The sequence below is a fragment of the Escherichia sp. E10V10 genome (genome assembly GCF_004211985.1).
Classification (GTDB): Bacteria; Pseudomonadota; Gammaproteobacteria; order Enterobacterales; family Enterobacteriaceae; genus Escherichia.
Genome location: NZ_RHJO01000001.1, coordinates 433072 through 450896, shown reverse-complemented (window position 1 = coordinate 450896; position 17825 = coordinate 433072). Strand labels below are relative to the sequence as shown.

At 54.4% G+C, this 17825-nt stretch carries 13 protein-coding genes; 7 read left to right on the top strand and 6 right to left on the bottom strand.

The genetic code is table 11. The features are described from left to right. Positions 1–44: 44 nt before the first annotated feature. Positions 45–893 (bottom strand): DNA-3-methyladenine glycosylase 2, encoded by an 849-nt coding sequence (gene alkA, locus D9736_RS01970; protein ID WP_130257566.1) that lies wholly within the window; start codon positions 891–893, stop codon positions 45–47. A 133-nt stretch (positions 894–1026) separates the two neighbouring features. On the opposite strand from alkA, the gene yegD reads away from it, so the two are divergent. Next, positions 1027–2379, top strand: coding sequence for a molecular chaperone (gene yegD / locus D9736_RS01965; protein ID WP_130257565.1), 1353 nt, complete (start codon positions 1027–1029; stop codon positions 2377–2379). A 12-nt stretch (positions 2380–2391) separates the two neighbouring features. On the opposite strand, the gene yegI is transcribed toward yegD, so the two are convergent. The 5 genes from yegI to D9736_RS01940 form a co-directional block, all read right to left on the bottom strand. Further along, positions 2392–4332, bottom strand: coding sequence for a protein kinase YegI (gene yegI, locus D9736_RS01960; protein ID WP_130257564.1), 1941 nt, complete (start codon positions 4330–4332; stop codon positions 2392–2394). After that, complete coding sequence (locus D9736_RS01955) at positions 4329–5090, bottom strand: PP2C family serine/threonine-protein phosphatase (RefSeq protein ID WP_130257563.1); 762 nt, start codon at positions 5088–5090, stop codon at positions 4329–4331. Before D9736_RS01955 ends, yegI begins: the two co-directional genes overlap by 4 nt. Next, on the bottom strand, positions 5087–5746 hold the full coding sequence (locus tag D9736_RS01950; RefSeq protein WP_130257562.1) for a VWA domain-containing protein: 660 nt from the start codon (positions 5744–5746) through the stop codon (positions 5087–5089). The genes D9736_RS01955 and D9736_RS01950 overlap by 4 nt, the downstream gene beginning before the upstream one ends. A gap of 217 nt (positions 5747–5963) precedes the next feature. Beyond that, positions 5964–6020, bottom strand: coding sequence for a type I toxin-antitoxin system Ibs family toxin (locus D9736_RS01945; protein ID WP_100249772.1), 57 nt, complete (start codon positions 6018–6020; stop codon positions 5964–5966). A gap of 271 nt (positions 6021–6291) precedes the next feature. After that, positions 6292–6348 (bottom strand): type I toxin-antitoxin system Ibs family toxin, encoded by a 57-nt coding sequence (locus tag D9736_RS01940; RefSeq protein ID WP_100733667.1) that lies wholly within the window; start codon positions 6346–6348, stop codon positions 6292–6294. A gap of 279 nt (positions 6349–6627) precedes the next feature. Between D9736_RS01940 and mdtA the strand changes: the two genes are divergently transcribed. Genes mdtA through baeR form a run of 6 tightly spaced genes read left to right on the top strand, consistent with a single transcriptional unit; the run spans position 6628 to position 17610 of the window. Continuing rightward, positions 6628–7875, top strand: coding sequence for a multidrug efflux RND transporter subunit MdtA (mdtA, locus tag D9736_RS01935; protein WP_130257561.1), 1248 nt, complete (start codon positions 6628–6630; stop codon positions 7873–7875). Further along, positions 7875–10997 carry a multidrug efflux RND transporter permease subunit MdtB gene (gene mdtB, locus D9736_RS01930; protein WP_130257560.1) on the top strand — a complete coding sequence of 1041 codons (3123 nt, stop codon included), beginning with the start codon at positions 7875–7877 and terminating at the stop codon, positions 10995–10997. The genes mdtA and mdtB overlap by 1 nt, the downstream gene beginning before the upstream one ends. Next, positions 10998–14075 carry a multidrug efflux RND transporter permease subunit MdtC gene (mdtC, locus tag D9736_RS01925; RefSeq protein ID WP_065227216.1) on the top strand — a complete coding sequence of 1026 codons (3078 nt, stop codon included), beginning with the start codon at positions 10998–11000 and terminating at the stop codon, positions 14073–14075. It abuts the gene before it with no gap. Next, the gene (locus D9736_RS01920) at positions 14076–15491 is read left to right on the top strand and encodes an MFS transporter (protein WP_130257559.1); all 1416 of its coding nucleotides are present in this window, start codon (positions 14076–14078) and stop codon (positions 15489–15491) included. Further along, the gene (gene baeS, locus D9736_RS01915; protein WP_130257558.1) at positions 15488–16891 is read left to right on the top strand and encodes a two-component system sensor histidine kinase BaeS; all 1404 of its coding nucleotides are present in this window, start codon (positions 15488–15490) and stop codon (positions 16889–16891) included. The genes D9736_RS01920 and baeS overlap by 4 nt, the downstream gene beginning before the upstream one ends. Continuing rightward, a complete protein-coding gene (baeR, locus tag D9736_RS01910; RefSeq protein ID WP_130206968.1) occupies positions 16888–17610 on the top strand; it encodes a two-component system response regulator BaeR in 723 nt (240 codons plus the stop codon). Before baeS ends, baeR begins: the two co-directional genes overlap by 4 nt. Positions 17611–17825: the final 215 nt, after the last annotated feature.

The following is a 17825-nucleotide window of genomic DNA, read 5'->3' as shown; positions in this document are numbered from 1 at the left end:
CCCCAGGACAGATAAGGCGCTCGCGCCGCATCCGGCGACCAGCGTCATACTTCGTCTGGTTGCCAGCCTTCCGTATACCAGATATGCAACAACGCATAAGAACGCCAGGGCTTCCAGCGCTCGGCATAACGGCGGATTTGTGCTGGCGTCATTCCTGGAAATCGCTGTTTAATCAAATAATCATCCGGCAGGAAAACATCTTTCGCTTGCCAGCCACGTAAGGCGAAATAATTCGCCGTCCAGCGCCCGATACCCGGAAAAGTTTGCAGCGTTTTCATCGCCTGCTCCACATCGCCCGGTATTGTCATTGGTAAGGTACTCTCCAGCGCCGCATTTGCCAGATGAATCAGCGCCTCTGCCCGTTTCAACGGCATGCCTAACGCTTTTAATGCCTGCGGGTCGGCGGCTGCCAGCCGCTGAGGCGTGGGGAAGCAGATATACTCCGGAAAATCATCCAGCCGTTCGCCATAAAGCTGTACCACTTTGGCAGTCAATTTTGCCGCCATCGCCACGCTCACCAGTTGGCCTAATATAGCGCGCACGCCCTGTTCAAAAGCATCTACGCTGCCAGGTAAACGCAATACAGGCCGCGCCGCGCCTAACTCGCCCAACGCCTCGTTAACAACCTGCGGGTTACATTGCAGATCAAATAAGCGGCTCATTTTCGCCAGGCACTCAGCGGCAACGGGTTCTAAACCTGCACTTAAATTTATGTGCAGAGTATGGCGGGCGATATCCGGAATAGCAGTCACCACACCGCGATATTCGCCCACCGCCAGACTACGGGCATAATAATCGTCAGCGACCGTTTCCACACCGCTCACCGCACGGGCGGCGAGAAATCCCAACATCCAGGACCAGTCATACGGCGGCTGCCAGTTCAGGGTATACATCGCATCTCCTTATTCATCCGCTTTCAGCATAAACGTTATTCAGACGCTGCGCTTTGCTTTCATATTCCGGTTGTCGCGACGGCAACATTTCGCTAAAGTCACGCCCCTTCTTCACCGGCATGGGGATTATTTCGTGTTTATTGGTTTTGATTACGGTACAGCAAACTGTTCAGTGGCGGTCATGCGCGACGGTAAACCGCAATTACTGAAAATGGAAAACGACAGCACGTTGCTGCCTTCAATGCTTTGCGCGCCAACGCGTGAAGCGGTAAGCGAATGGCTGTACCGCCATCATGATGTTCCGGCAGACGACGATGAAACGCAGGCGCTGTTGCGTCGGGCGATTCGGTATAACCGCGAAGAAGATATCGATGTTACGGCGAAAAGCGTGCAGTTCGGTCTTTCCTCACTGGCACAGTACATTGATGATCCGGAAGAAGTGTGGTTTGTGAAATCACCAAAATCGTTCCTCGGTGCCAGCGGCTTAAAACCGCAGCAGGTAGCGCTGTTTGAGGATCTGGTCTGCGCAATGATGTTGCACATTCGCCAGCAGGCGCAGGCGCAGCTGCCAGAAACGATTACTCAGGCGGTTATTGGTCGTCCGATCAACTTCCAGGGGCTGGGCGGCGATGAAGCAAACGCCCAGGCGCAAGGGATTCTGGAACGCGCGGCAAAGCGTGCCGGGTTTAAGGATGTGGTATTCCAGTACGAGCCGGTAGCGGCTGGGCTGGATTACGAAGCCACCTTACAGGAAGAAAAACGGGTGCTGGTGGTGGATATCGGCGGTGGTACGACTGACTGTTCATTGCTGCTGATGGGACCGCAGTGGCGTTCGCGTCTCGATCGTGAAGCCAGCCTGCTGGGTCACAGTGGTTGCCGTATTGGCGGTAACGATCTGGACATCGCACTGGCGTTTAAAAACCTGATGCCTTTACTGGGCATGGGAGGCGAAACCGAAAAAGGCATCGCCCTGCCAATTCTGCCGTGGTGGAATGCGGTTGCCATCAACGACGTACCTGCGCAAAGTGATTTCTACAGTAGTGCCAACGGTCGCCTGCTTAACGATCTGGTACGCGATGCTCGCGAACCGGAAAAAGTGGCCCTGTTACAGAAAGTCTGGCGTCAGCGTTTAAGCTATCGACTGGTGCGCAGCGCGGAAGAGAGCAAAATTGCGCTTTCCAGCGCAGCGGAAACCCTCGCATCGCTGCCGTTTATCAGCGACGAACTGGCTACGCTGATTAGCCAGCAGGGTCTGGAAAGCGCCCTCAGCCAGCCACTGGCGCGGATTCTGGAACAGGTGCAACTGGCCCTGGATAACGCCCAGGAAAAACCGGATGTCATCTACCTGACCGGCGGTAGCGCCCGTTCGCCGCTGATTAAAAAGGCGCTGGCAGAACAGTTGCCGGGCATTCCAATTGCAGGCGGCGATGACTTTGGCTCCGTCACCGCCGGGCTGGCACGCTGGGCGGAAGTGGTGTTTCGTTAATTGAAAACTGGCTCAGCAACGGCTTAAATCTGCCTGCGCCTGAGCCAATTTTTCTGCCGCCTGACGTAACGGTTCCATCAACGGCATGGTCCGTGCTGGAGCATGAAGGCGGAATCGCTGCAACTCTGTCGCTCCGACAGTCAACGCCGATTCCAGCCGATGTCGTTTGGCGGCCATTTTCGCCATTACCGCTTGTCTGTCTGCTGGCGTTACCGCTTCATTCGGCCTGAACACAAAACGGCGTTCGCAACTCGCTTTCCAGTCGATAACTGCCTGGGTCAGATGATCACCAAACCCTTTCACTTGCTTAACGCCACGACGGGTAACATCTGCCGCTGTTTCAATACCAAAGGACCGTAACGCCGCTTTACGCGCAGGGCCAACGCCGGGAATAGAGGCAACATCAATAAAAAATCCCTCCAGAAACTTCTGCTTCTGCCGTTCCCTTGCGGTGTCATGAAGTGCTGCCAGAGCGCGTGTTTCTTCTTCCGGTAACCCGAGAATTTCGTCCTTCATTTTTTCGAGCATCGCCCGTTTGGCGATAAAACCTTCCAGCCCGCCCAACTGTTGGATCTGGCTGACTAAATGGTCATAGTCCATTTTCGCGCGATTAAATGCCTCACGGCGTTGCTGGATTTCTGCTTTGTACGCTTTGCTTGTCAGACTGCCAATAATCCAGATAGCCGCCAACACAGGAACCAAAATAATATAACGCGGTTCTGCCTGAAGGCCGCAAAGCAACAGCGATAACGCTGACAGTGCGATCTCAATCAGAATGATGTATTCGCACCGTAACAGGCCTAAAGGAAGCGGCCTACCCCCAGGTTGGAAATGATCGGGTAATGGCAGTTGCAATGCTGGCGGTGCTACTGACGACGTTACCATCGCCCAGACTTTCGCCAGCACAAAATCACCGCCGGTGGTAATGACCTCTTCGCCGAGATCAATAAAATAGATAACGCCTTGATTATCCAGCGTACACCACGGACAGTCGGCCAAATGAGCGGGGTAAACATGCATTGCCGAAACAGTACATTTCTTTAACTGTTGGCGTAGGGAATCAAGTGCCGCTACCCACGCTTTTGCCGTCGGACGCGCGGTTACCACCCCATTTTCCGTAAACGCCTGCTGAAACATGGCTTCAACATCACTCGGTAACATCGATAGCGGAATAGATCGTGGCGGCGGTTTTAAACCACGTCGCTGATTATCTGACGCGTAGGCATAACGGAAATGGGCAATATCCGTCTCCAGCGCATTACCCGCTTCAGAGATAAGCGGTACACCGGAATAAGGATGCCGCCCACCAAACAAGACGTGAAATATCAGCAACGCAAGGCCAAAATTATCGTGATTCGCGGTGCGTTCAAAGCCAACAAATGATGGCAAGGTTTGCAGTTCTGGTGGCGTAAAATGCGACACGCCGACTTCGCATAAATGCAGCGTGCCATTGGCGTTAATCTGAAAGGAGTCGCTATCGATCAACACCACTTTGCTGTCACGGCCTACCATAAAGCTGTTCTGGTTTACGTCACCCACGACGTGTCCGTGCTCGTGAACCGTAGCAAAAGATGAAGCAATATTGCGCGCAACATAGAGTAGAAAATCCCACGCACAATGAGGGTAACTCTGGCGACGATGTGCCGGGCTATAAATCATATGAATCGGTTCTTTACCTGAAACCTTCGGCATCATAAAACCGATAACCTTCCCGCCTCGTCCGCCATGAAGCGTTGCCTGCGGCCAGGCGACATAATTCAGCAACTGCGCGTCAGCTGTCGCAGCCATAAAGGCGAGTTTGTCCTGTTTTAAGGCGGGTGGCGGTGTGTGATAAATTTTGGCGACGCTATCGACAAACTCCTCGATATCATAAACCGCGCCTTCACCACCTTTGCCCAGCTCACGGCCTGGCGTAACGCACTCACCAGTAGCAGTATATAAAGTGGTTTTCATGGTAACCACAGAGCCAGTGCCAACGTTTTATCATCATCGGTACGCTCATTTACCGCCGGGCTGGACAAAAACTGCTTTAACAATTCAGGTAATAAATCGAGTTGTTCCCGCGTTGCTGACGCCAGTCCATTGAAAAACGGGGTAAAGAAAGGCACGTGCGGAGAATTATCCAGCATATTTAACGCCAGTCGCTGAATACCATCCGTAAATGCTGCAACTTTGTGCGCACGCTCAGTGCTGGTGAAAGTTTCCAGTCTGGAAACAGCATCTTCATCGGTAATGAAGTGCGTCATATTGGCATATTCACCCACCATCGGCGTAAGCGGCAATTGCAGATCATGACCAAAATCTACCACCACGCCGCCATCGCCAATCTGCATAATCAAGGTGCCGTTAGCTGATGAAATCAATCCCAAAAACGTGCAGGCAAAATCGCGAACTGCTAATTCTTTGACTTCCGCCTCGGCAAAAAGTCGCTGACGAACGGCCAGCACAATATCCGTAGCGAGGACATCATTGAGTCCAAATTCACCGTTCTGCACTTTTTGCGACATATAAGCCATCGCTTCATTGACGGCGAGCATCGCGCCTTCGCCCCCCTGCGAGACGCTGCCTGCACCATCAGCAAGAAACATCACCAGTAATGGTTGCTGGTCGTTTAACCAGGCAACCTGCATCTGGCAGGCATCCTGACAAGGCAAATCAGCGCTGATGTGCGACGTTCCGACGGCTGATGTATAGACCAGACGCCAGGTCACACTGACGTCCAGCCTTTTGGTGCTTCCAGTACAACTTCCGTTCCTGGCGTGGAGCGGGAAACCGAACGTAACGAACTGGATAACCAGCTAAACAGTTCACGGAATTGTAATCCCTGCAATGGCAAAGGCTGACGGACGCTGATTTGGGCCAGCGTCTTCATATCCGCCCCCTGAACACCGATGGTAAAGAAGGCAAACTTTTTATCTTCTTCCCCCTGAAACACTTTGTTGGCGGCACTCTGCCACTCGTCGGTTGGTGCGCCATCGGTGATCAGGAAAATCCACGGACGATAATACGAAATGCCATTTGCGCGGTACTCACGTTTCCGCTCTTCAACCATATCCAGGGCTTTGGTAATGGCGGCGCCCATTGGCGTATCGCCCTGAGCAAACAGGATAGGTGGGAAAAAATTAGCGGCGCTGGTAAAGGGTTGTTCCACATGCACCGGGCCGAACGTCACAATGCCGAGTTCCACTCTTTTTAAAGCCAGCGGATCGGCAAGCAGCTCATCGCGAAAGGTAACCAATCCGGCGTTAAGTTCATTAATGGGTCTGCCGCTCATCGAGCCAGAAACATCCAGCAGCAAAATGCAGGGGCAACGTGGTTCCGGGTTACTGGCAAAATCGCTGGTGGCAAACGTGATTTGTTCGCTCATAAGAAATCCTTTCTTAGAGAATTATTGAGGTCCGGTATCATACCGACTGCAATAATGAAAGAAGAGCAAACGAAGACATTTTCAGAATTAGGCCCGGCGGCGTAGATAATTTTGCTATTCGCCTCGCAAGAACGTGGGCTTATAGATTGACAACAAGGGTTGAGTGACATAATTTCAGGAGTGAGGGTAGAGCGGGGTTTCCCCCGCCCTGGTAGTCTTAGTAAGCTGGCCAGCTAATGACTAAGAGCACCACGATGATGAGTAGCTTCATCATGACCCTTTCCTTATTTAAGGCCCCTTCCTCGGGAGGGGCTTTCCCGTTTCAGCATCCCGCTGAAATCGTCGTTTTATCTCCTTTCGCCATGCATGCAGTCTATCGCTGACTCGCGGATAAAATAGTTTCACCAGTGATTATTGCGTAACGTCTCGCAAAGAATATTTGCTGGCAGGATCGCAGACTGCAAAGTCTGCGGATTGACAATCTGACAGTGAAGGCATACTTTCAGGAGTGAGGGTAGAGCGGGGTTTCCCCCGCCCTGGTAGTCTTAGTAAGCCGGTAAGCTAATCACTAAGAGCACCACGATGATGAGTATCTTCATCATGACCCTTTCCTTATTTAAGGCCCCTTCCTCGGGAGGGGCTTTCCCGTTTCAGCGTCCCGCTGAAATCGTCGGGTTACCTCCTTATTGCCATGTACGCAGTCTATCGCTAACCTGCGAATAAAATAGTTTCCTGTGTCATTACTGGATGCATGCTCGCAAAGCGCACCGTCATTCAGACGATTCCCGAAACTGTTTCATAATTCCTCCATTTTTCGCCCTTATTGGCTGGCTACACTAGTATCATTCCGCGAAACGTTTCAGGAAGAGAAACTCTTAACGATGAAAGGCAGTTATAAATCCCGTTGGGTAATCGTAATCGTGGTGGTTATCGCCGCCATCGCCGCATTCTGGTTCTGGCAAGGCCGCAATGAATCCCAGAGCGCAGCACCAGGTGCGACGAAACAAGCGCAACATCCACCTGCGAGTGGTCGCCGTGGTATGCGTTCCGGCCCATTAGCCCCGGTTCAGGCGGCGACCGCCGTAGAACAGGCAGTTCCGCGTTACCTCACCGGGCTTGGCACTATTACCGCTGCTAACACCGTTACGGTGCGCAGTCGCGTAGATGGTCAACTGATGGCGTTACATTTCCAGGAAGGCCAGCAGGTCAAAGCAGGCGATTTGCTGGCAGAAATTGACCCCAGCCAGTTCAAAGTTGCATTAGCACAAGCCCAGGGCCAACTGGCAAAAGATAAAGCCACGCTTGCCAACGCCCGCCGTGACCTGGCGCGTTATCAACAACTGGCAAAAACTAATCTCGTCTCCCGCCAGGAGCTGGATGCTCAACAGGCGCTGGTCAGTGAAACCGAAGGCACCATTAAGGCTGATGAAGCAAGCGTCGCCAGCGCACAGCTGCAACTCGACTGGAGCCGTATTACCGCACCAGTCGATGGCCGCGTTGGTCTCAAGCAGGTTGATGTTGGTAACCAAATCTCCAGTGGTGATACCACCGGGATTGTGGTGATCACCCAGACGCATCCTATCGATTTGCTCTTTACCCTGCCGGAAAGCGATATCGCTACCGTCGTGCAGGCGCAAAAAGCCGGGAAACCGCTGGTGGTAGAAGCCTGGGATCGCACTAACTCGAAGAAATTAAGTGAAGGCACGCTGTTAAGTCTCGATAACCAAATCGATGCCACTACCGGTACGATTAAAGTGAAAGCACGCTTTAATAATCAGGATGATGCGCTGTTTCCTAATCAGTTTGTTAACGCGCGCATGTTAGTCGACACCGAACAAAACGCCGTGGTGATCCCCACCGCCGCCCTGCAAATGGGCAACGAAGGCCATTTTGTCTGGGTACTGAATAGCGAAAACAAAGTCAGCAAACATCTGGTGACGCCGGGCATTCAGGACAGTCAGAAAGTGGTGATCCGCGCAGGTATTTCTGCAGGCGATCGCGTAGTGACGGATGGCATTGATCGCCTGACCGAAGGGGCGAAAGTGGAAGTCGTGGAAGCCCAGAGCGCCACTACTCCGGAAGAGAAAGCCACCAGCCGCGAATACGCGAAAAAAGGAGCACGCTCCTGATGCAGGTGTTACCCCCGAGCAGCACAGGCGGCCCGTCGCGCCTGTTTATTATGCGTCCTGTCGCCACCACGCTGCTGATGGTGGCGATCTTACTCGCCGGGATTATCGGTTATCGCGCCCTGCCCGTTTCGGCGCTGCCGGAAGTGGACTATCCGACCATCCAGGTAGTCACGCTTTATCCAGGTGCGAGCCCGGATGTGATGACCTCTGCCGTTACCGCGCCGCTCGAACGCCAGTTTGGACAGATGTCCGGCCTGAAACAGATGTCGTCGCAAAGTTCCGGCGGTGCGTCGGTTATCACTTTGCAGTTCCAGCTAACCTTACCGCTGGATGTCGCCGAGCAGGAAGTGCAGGCCGCGATTAACGCTGCGACCAACTTGTTGCCGAGCGATCTGCCTAACCCGCCGGTTTACAGCAAAGTGAACCCGGCAGATCCGCCGATCATGACGCTCGCCGTCACCTCAACCGCCATGCCGATGACGCAGGTAGAAGATATGGTGGAAACCCGCGTCGCGCAGAAAATCTCGCAGATTTCCGGTGTCGGCCTGGTGACGCTTTCCGGCGGGCAGCGTCCGGCTGTTCGCGTCAAACTTAACGCTCAGGCGATTGCCGCCCTCGGCCTGACCAGCGAAACCGTGCGAACCGCCATTACCGGCGCTAACGTTAACTCAGCGAAAGGTAGCCTTGATGGCCCTTCCCGTGCGGTCACGCTTTCCGCGAACGACCAGATGCAATCCGCCGAAGAGTATCGCCAGCTAATCATTGCCTACCAGAACGGCGCGCCGATTCGTCTGGGCGATGTCGCAACTGTAGAGCAAGGTGCAGAAAACAGCTGGCTCGGCGCGTGGGCGAACAAAGAACAGGCCATTGTGATGAATGTTCAGCGCCAGCCCGGTGCTAACATTATTTCCACCGCCGACAGCATCCGGCAGATGCTGCCGCAGCTCACCGAGAGTCTGCCGAAATCGGTGAAGGTAACGGTACTTTCTGACCGTACCACCAATATCCGCGCTTCAGTTAACGATACCCAGTTTGAGCTGATGATGGCTATCGCGCTGGTAGTCATGATTATCTACCTGTTTTTACGCAATATTCCGGCGACCATCATTCCCGGTGTTGCTGTACCGCTGTCGTTAATCGGCACCTTCGCAGTTATGGTGTTTCTCGATTTTTCAATCAATAACCTGACGCTGATGGCGTTAACTATCGCCACCGGATTCGTGGTCGATGACGCCATCGTGGTGATCGAAAATATTTCCCGCTATATCGAAAAAGGCGAAAAACCGTTGGCGGCGGCGCTCAAGGGTGCGGGTGAAATCGGCTTTACCATTATCTCGCTGACCTTCTCACTGATTGCGGTGTTGATCCCACTGCTGTTTATGGGCGATATCGTCGGGCGACTGTTCCGCGAATTTGCTATTACCCTGGCGGTAGCGATTTTGATCTCAGCCGTGGTGTCGCTGACCCTGACACCGATGATGTGCGCTCGGATGCTCAGCCAAGAGTCGCTGCGTAAACAGAACCGCTTCTCCCGTGCCTCGGAGAAAATGTTCGACAGAATCATTGCCGCCTATGGTCGTGGACTGGCGAAAGTGCTGAATCATCCGTGGCTGACCTTAAGCGTGGCGCTCAGCACGCTGCTGCTTAGCGTGCTGCTGTGGGTGTTCATTCCGAAAGGCTTCTTCCCGGTACAGGACAACGGCATTATTCAGGGCACTTTGCAGGCGCCGCAATCCAGCTCCTTTGCCAATATGGCCCAGCGGCAACGCCAGGTTGCGGATGTGATTTTGCAGGATCCGGCGGTGCAAAGCCTGACCTCGTTTGTTGGCGTTGATGGCACTAACCCGTCGCTGAACAGTGCGCGTTTACAGATCAACCTCAAACCGTTGGATGAACGTGATGATCGGGTGCAAAAAGTCATCGCCCGTCTGCAAACAGCGGTGGATAAAGTGCCGGGCGTCGATCTCTTCCTGCAACCAACGCAGGACCTGACTATTGATACTCAGGTCAGCCGCACCCAGTACCAGTTTACCTTGCAGGCCACCTCACTGGATGCGCTCAGTACCTGGGTGCCACAGTTGATGGAAAAACTCCAGCAGCTGCCACAGCTTTCTGATGTCTCCAGCGACTGGCAGGACAAAGGGCTGGTGGCGTATGTCAATGTTGATCGCGACAGCGCCAGCCGTCTGGGGATCAGCATGGCGGACGTCGATAACGCCCTGTACAACGCGTTTGGTCAGCGACTGATTTCCACTATTTATACTCAGGCCAACCAGTATCGCGTGGTGCTGGAGCACAACACCGAAAATACCCCAGGCCTCGCGGCGCTGGATACCATTCGCCTGACCAGCAGCGACGGCGGCATGGTGCCGCTAAGCTCAATTGCCAAAGTTGAACAGCGTTTTGCGCCGCTTTCCATCAACCATCTGGATCAGTTCCCGGTAACGACTATCTCCTTTAACGTGCCGGATAACTATTCGCTGGGCGATGCGGTGCAGGCGATTATGGACACCGAGAAGACGCTGAATCTGCCGGTGGATATCACCACACAGTTCCAGGGCAGCACCCTCGCCTTCCAGTCGGCGCTGGGCAGCACTGTCTGGCTGATTGTCGCGGCGGTGGTGGCGATGTATATCGTGCTCGGCATTCTGTACGAGAGCTTTATTCACCCGATCACCATTCTCTCGACGCTACCCACCGCAGGGGTCGGCGCGCTGCTGGCATTAATGATTGCCGGAAGTGAGCTGGATGTGATTGCGATTATCGGCATTATTTTGCTGATCGGTATTGTGAAGAAGAACGCCATCATGATGATCGACTTCGCGCTGGCTGCTGAGCGCGAGCAAGGCATGTCGCCGCGCGATGCTATTTACCAGGCTTGTCTGCTGCGTTTTCGTCCAATCCTGATGACCACTCTGGCGGCTCTGCTTGGCGCGCTGCCGCTGATGTTGAGTACCGGAGTCGGCGCGGAACTGCGTCGTCCGTTAGGTATCGGCATGGTCGGCGGTCTGGTTGTCAGCCAGGTGCTGACGCTGTTTACCACGCCGGTGATTTATCTACTGTTCGACCGCCTGGCATTGTGGACCAAAAGCCGCTTTGCTCGTCATGAAGAGGAGGCGTAAGTGAAGTTTTTTGCCCTCTTCATTTACCGCCCGGTGGCGACGATTTTACTGTCGGTTGCCATTACCCTGTGCGGCATACTGGGCTTCCGTATGCTGCCGGTCGCCCCGCTGCCGCAGGTCGATTTTCCGGTGATTATGGTCAGCGCCTCGCTGCCCGGTGCATCGCCAGAGACAATGGCGTCTTCCGTTGCCACGCCGCTGGAACGTTCGCTTGGGCGCATTGCCGGAGTCAGCGAAATGACCTCCAGCAGTTCGCTCGGCAGCACGCGCATTATTTTGCAGTTTGATTTTGACCGGGATATCAACGGCGCGGCGCGCGATGTGCAAGCGGCGATCAACGCCGCGCAAAGTTTGCTGCCCAGCGGGATGCCAAGCCGTCCGACCTATCGCAAAGCGAACCCGTCGGATGCGCCAATTATGATCCTGACGCTAACCTCCGATACTTATTCGCAAGGTGAACTGTACGATTTCGCCTCAACACAGCTTGCCCCGACGATTGCGCAAATCGACGGTGTCGGTGATGTCGATGTCGGCGGCAGCTCACTGCCCGCCGTGCGCGTGGGGCTGAATCCACAGGCGCTGTTTAATCAGGGAGTCTCGCTGGACGATGTTCGCACCGCCATCAGCAATGCCAACGTGCGTAAACCGCAGGGGGCGCTGGAAGATGGCACTCACCGCTGGCAGATCCAGACCAATGATGAGCTAAAAACCGCCGCTGAATATCAGCCGTTGATTATTCATTACAACAACGGCGGCGCGGTTCGTCTGGGCGATGTGGCGACGGTGACCGACTCAGTGCAGGATGTGCGCAACGCCGGGATGACCAACGCCAAACCGGCTATTTTGCTGATGATCCGCAAGCTGCCGGAAGCCAATATTATCCAGACGGTAGACAGCATCCGGGCAAAATTACCGGAGTTGCAGGAAACCATTCCGGCGGCAATTGATCTGCAAATTGCTCAGGATCGCTCCCCCACAATTCGCGCCTCGCTGGAAGAAGTCGAGCAAACGCTGATTATCTCGGTGGCGCTGGTGATTCTGGTGGTGTTTTTATTCCTGCGCTCGGGTCGCGCCACTATTATTCCCGCCGTTGCCGTGCCGGTTTCGCTGATTGGTACGTTTGCGGCGATGTACCTGTGCGGTTTCAGTCTCAATAACCTGTCGTTAATGGCGCTCACTATTGCTACTGGTTTCGTGGTGGATGACGCCATCGTGGTGCTGGAAAACATTGCCCGTCATCTGGAAGCGGGGATGAAACCGCTACAGGCCGCGCTACAAGGTACTCGCGAAGTCGGTTTTACGGTGCTGTCGATGAGTCTGTCACTGGTGGCGGTGTTCCTGCCGCTGCTGTTGATGGGCGGATTGCCGGGTCGCCTGTTACGCGAGTTTGCCGTGACGCTTTCTGTCGCCATTGGTATTTCGTTACTGGTTTCCCTGACGCTAACGCCGATGATGTGCGGCTGGATGCTAAAAGCCAGCAAGCCGCGCGAGCAAAAGCGACTGCGTGGTTTTGGTCGCATGTTGGTAGCTCTGCAACAAGGCTACGGCAAGTCGCTGAAATGGGTGCTCAATCATACCCGTCTGGTGGGCGTGGTGCTGCTTGGTACTATCGCGCTCAATATCTGGCTGTATATCTCGATCCCGAAAACCTTCTTCCCTGAGCAGGACACCGGCGTGTTGATGGGCGGGATACAGGCGGATCAGAGTATTTCGTTTCAGGCAATGCGCGGTAAGTTGCAGGATTTCATGAAAATTATCCGTGACGATCCGGCAGTGGATAATGTCACCGGCTTTACCGGCGGTTCGCGGGTGAACAGCGGGATGATGTTTATCACTCTCAAGCCACGCGATGAACGCAGCGAAACGGCGCAGCAAATTATCGACCGTTTGCGCGTGAAGCTCGCAAAAGAGCCAGGAGCGAATCTGTTCCTGATGGCGGTACAGGATATTCGCGTTGGCGGACGTCAGTCGAACGCCAGTTACCAGTACACGTTGTTATCCGACGACCTGGCGGCATTGCGCGAATGGGAGCCGAAAATTCGCAAAAAACTGGCAACGTTGCCGGAACTGGCGGACGTGAACTCCGATCAGCAGGACAACGGCGCGGAGATGAATCTGGTTTACGACCGCGACACCATGGCGCGGCTGGGAATCGACGTGCAGGCTGCCAACAGTCTGTTAAATAACGCCTTCGGTCAGCGACAAATCTCGACCATTTACCAGCCGATGAACCAGTACAAAGTGGTGATGGAAGTGGATCCGCGCTATACCCAGGACATCAGCGCGCTGGAAAAAATGTTCGTTATCAATAACGAAGGCAAAGCGATCCCGCTGTCGTATTTCGCTAAATGGCAACCGGCGAACGCTCCGCTGTCGGTGAATCATCAGGGATTATCGGCAGCGTCGACCATCTCGTTCAACCTGCCGACCGGAAAATCGCTCTCGGACGCCAGTGCGGCGATCGATCGCGCAATGACCCAGCTTGGTGTGCCTTCGACGGTGCGCGGCAGTTTTGCCGGAACAGCGCAGGTGTTCCAGGAGACGATGAACTCACAGGTGATCCTGATTATCGCCGCCATCGCCACGGTGTATATCGTGCTGGGTATCCTTTACGAGAGTTACGTACATCCGCTGACGATTCTCTCCACCCTGCCCTCGGCGGGCGTTGGAGCGCTGCTGGCGCTGGAGCTGTTCAATGCCCCGTTCAGCCTAATCGCCCTGATAGGGATCATGCTATTAATCGGCATCGTGAAGAAAAACGCCATTATGATGGTCGATTTTGCGCTTGAAGCCCAACGGCACGGTAATCTGACGCCGCAGGAAGCTATTTTCCAGGCCTGCCTGCTGCGTTTTCGCCCGATTATGATGACTACCCTGGCGGCGCTGTTTGGCGCGCTGCCGCTGGTATTGTCGGGCGGCGATGGCTCGGAACTGCGGCAACCCCTGGGGATCACCATTGTCGGCGGTCTGGTAATGAGCCAGCTTCTGACGCTGTATACCACGCCGGTGGTGTATCTCTTTTTCGACCGTCTGCGGCTGCGTTTTTCGCGTAAACCTAAACAAACGGTAACCGAGTAAATGACAGATCTTCCCGACAGCACCCGCTGGCAATTGTGGATTGTGGCTTTCGGCTTCTTTATGCAGTCGCTGGACACCACCATCGTAAACACCGCCCTTCCCTCAATGGCGCAAAGCCTCGGGGAAAGTCCGCTGCATATGCACATGGTCATTGTCTCTTATGTGCTGACCGTGGCGGTGATGCTGCCCGCCAGCGGCTGGCTGGCGGACAAAGTCGGCGTGCGCAATATTTTCTTTACCGCCATCGTGCTGTTTACTCTCGGTTCACTGTTTTGCGCGCTTTCCGGCACGCTGAACGAACTGTTGCTGGCACGCGCGTTACAGGGCGTTGGCGGTGCGATGATGGTGCCGGTCGGCAGGTTGACGGTGATGAAAATCGTACCGCGCGAGCAATATATGGCGGCGATGACCTTTGTCACGTTACCCGGTCAGGTCGGCCCACTATTGGGTCCGGCGCTCGGCGGTCTGCTGGTGGAGTACGCGTCGTGGCACTGGATCTTTTTGATCAACATTCCAGTGGGAATTATCGGTGCGATCGCCACACTGATGTTAATGCCGAACTACACCATGCAGACGCGGCGCTTCGATCTCTCCGGCTTTCTGTTGCTGGCGGTTGGCATGGCGGTATTAACGCTGGCGCTGGACGGCAGTAAAGGTACAGGACTGTCGCCGCTAACCATCTCCGTGCTGGTAGCGGTTGGCGTGGTGGCACTGGTGCTTTATCTGCTACACGCCAGAAATAACCACCGCGCTCTTTTCAGTCTGAAACTGTTCCGCACTCGTACCTTTTCGCTGGGCCTGGCGGGGAGCTTTGCCGGACGTATCGGTAGCGGCATGTTGCCCTTTATGACGCCGGTTTTCCTGCAAATTGGCCTTGGTTTCTCGCCGTTTCATGCCGGACTGATGATGATCCCGATGGTGCTTGGCAGCATGGGAATGAAGCGAATTGTTGTACAGGTGGTGAATCGCTTTGGTTATCGTCGGGTACTGGTGGCGACCACGCTGGGTCTGTCGCTGGTCACCCTACTGTTTATGACCACCGCGCTGCTGGGCTGGTACTACGTTTTGCCGTTCGTTCTGTTTTTACAAGGAATGGTCAACTCGACGCGTTTCTCCTCCATGAACACCCTGACGCTGAAAGATCTCCCGGACAATCTGGCGAGCAGCGGCAACAGTCTGCTGTCGATGATTATGCAATTGTCGATGAGTATCGGGGTCACCATCGCCGGGCTGTTGCTGGGACTTTTTGGTTCGCAGCATGTCAGCGTCGACAGCGGCACCACACAAACTGTCTTTATGTACACCTGGCTTAGTATGGCGTTTCTTATCGCCCTTCCGGCGTTCATCTTTGCCAGAGTGCCGAACGATACGCATCAAAATGTAGCTATTTCGCGGCGCAAAAGGAGCACTGAATGAAGTTCTGGCGGCCCGGTATTACCGGCAAACTGTTTCTGGCGATCTTCGCCACCTGCATCGTCTTGCTGATCACAATGCACTGGGCGGTACGTATTAGTTTTGAGCGTGGTTTCATTGATTACATCAAGCATGGTAATGAGCAACGGCTGCAAATGCTTGGCGACGCGCTTGGCGAGCAATACGCCCAGCACGGTAACTGGCGCTTTCTGCGTAATAACGATCGCTTCGTATTTCAGATCCTGCGTTCGCTTGAACACGATAGCAACGACGATAAGCCCGGCCCCGGTATGCCACCACACGGCTGGCGTACCCAGTTCTGGGTGGTCGATCAAAATAACAAAGTGCTGGTTGGCCCACGCGCCCCCATTCCACCGGACGGCACACGGCGGCCCATTCTGGTCAATGGTGTGGAAGTCGGCGCGGTGATCGCTTCCCCCGTTGAACGCCTGACGCGCAATACCGATATCAATTTTGATAAGCAACAGCGGCAAACCAGCTGGCTGATTGTGGCGTTATCTACTTTATTAGCGGCGCTGGCGACATTTCCACTGGCACGTGGTTTGCTGGCACCGGTAAAACGGTTAGTTGACGGTACGCACAAACTGGCGGCGGGCGATTTCACCACTCGCGTGACGCCCACCAGCGAAGATGAACTGGGGAAACTGGCACAAGACTTCAACCAGCTCGCCAGCACGCTGGAGAAAAACCAGCAAATGCGCCGCGATTTTATGGCCGATATTTCTCACGAACTGCGTACGCCATTAGCGGTGCTGCGCGGTGAACTGGAAGCCATTCAGGATGGCGTGCGTAAATTCACGCCGGAGACGGTGGCGTCTTTACAGGCGGAGGTCGGCACACTGACCAAACTGGTTGACGATCTCCATCAGTTGTCGATGTCTGATGAAGGCGCTCTCGCCTATCAAAAAGCACCGGTAGATTTGATCCCACTGCTGGAAGTGGCGGGCGGCGCATTTCGCGAACGATTCGCCAGCCGTGGCCTGAAACTGCAATTTTCCCTGCCAGACAGCATTACCGTATTTGGCGATCGCGATCGTTTAATGCAGTTGTTCAATAATTTACTGGAAAACAGCCTGCGCTACACCGACAGCGGCGGCAGCCTGCAAATCTCTGCCGAGCAGCACGATAAAACGGTGCGCCTGACCTTTGCCGACAGCGCGCCGGGCGTCAGTGATGATCAGCTGCAAAAACTGTTTGAGCGTTTTTATCGCACCGAAGGTTCCCGCAACCGTGCCAGCGGCGGTTCCGGGCTGGGGCTGGCGATTTGCGTTAACATCGTTGAAGCGCATAATGGCCGCATTCTTGCCGCCCATTCGCCTTTTGGCGGGCTAAGCATTACAGTAGAATTACCGCTGGAACGAGATTTACAGGGAGAAGCATGACCGAGTTACCCATTGACGAAAACACGCCACGCATTTTAATCGTGGAAGATGAACCCAAGCTGGGGCAGTTGCTCATTGATTATCTGCGTGCCGCGAGCTACGCGCCAATACTTATCAGCCACGGCGATCAGGTACTGCCGTACGTGCGCCAGACGCCGCCGGATCTGATCCTGTTGGATCTGATGTTGCCAGGCACCGATGGTCTGACGCTGTGCCGGGAAATTCGTCGTTTTTCCGATGTCCCAATTGTGATGGTGACGGCGAAAATCGAAGAGATCGATCGCCTGCTGGGGCTGGAAATTGGTGCTGATGACTATATCTGCAAGCCGTACAGCCCGCGTGAAGTAGTGGCGCGCGTCAAAACCATTTTGCGCCGCTGCAAACCGCAGCGCGAGTTGCAGCAACAGGATGCCGAAAATCCGTTGATTATCGACGAAGGTCGTTTTCAGGCTTCATGGCGTGGCAAAATGCTTGACCTGACGCCTGCGGAATTTCGTCTGCTGAAAACGCTCTCCCATGAACCGGGTAAAGTATTCTCCCGCGAGCAATTGCTCAATCATCTTTACGACGACTACCGCGTGGTAACCGACCGAACTATCGACAGCCACATTAAAAACCTGCGTCGCAAGCTGGAATCTCTCGACGCCGAGCAGTCATTTATCCGTGCCGTTTACGGTGTCGGTTACCGTTGGGAAGCTGACGCCTGCCGTATTGTTTAGCCTGTTCCTTTTAATGGCAGTCTCAAACTACAACGCGAACCGTTCCGTCGCCCACTGAGTATTATTACCCTCTCTGAAAAAGAGAGGGATAAAGCCGTGCTCGTATTCAGATTTCAGCATATTTATCAGTAATCCCCCCCATGCAGTAGAGGGTATTCCCCTGATTGGCAACCACCTGAATATCACCCATACTTAAATCGTTACATACTGTTTTC

What these genes read in the sequence shown, in the direction of transcription:
- alkA (WP_130257566.1), bottom strand. Translation starts at nt 893, where the DNA reads ATGTATACCCTGAACTGGCAGCCGCCGTATGACTGGTCCTGGATGTTG.
- yegI (WP_130257564.1), bottom strand. Translation starts at nt 4,332, where the DNA reads ATGAAAACCACTTTATATACTGCTACTGGTGAGTGCGTTACGCCAGGC.
- D9736_RS01950 (WP_130257562.1), bottom strand. Translation starts at nt 5,746, where the DNA reads ATGAGCGAACAAATCACGTTTGCCACCAGCGATTTTGCCAGTAACCCG.
- mdtA (WP_130257561.1), top strand. Translation starts at nt 6,628, where the DNA reads ATGAAAGGCAGTTATAAATCCCGTTGGGTAATCGTAATCGTGGTGGTT.
- mdtB (WP_130257560.1), top strand. Translation starts at nt 7,875, where the DNA reads ATGCAGGTGTTACCCCCGAGCAGCACAGGCGGCCCGTCGCGCCTGTTT.
- D9736_RS01920 (WP_130257559.1), top strand. Translation starts at nt 14,076, where the DNA reads ATGACAGATCTTCCCGACAGCACCCGCTGGCAATTGTGGATTGTGGCT.
- baeS (WP_130257558.1), top strand. Translation starts at nt 15,488, where the DNA reads ATGAAGTTCTGGCGGCCCGGTATTACCGGCAAACTGTTTCTGGCGATC.
- baeR (WP_130206968.1), top strand. Translation starts at nt 16,888, where the DNA reads ATGACCGAGTTACCCATTGACGAAAACACGCCACGCATTTTAATCGTG.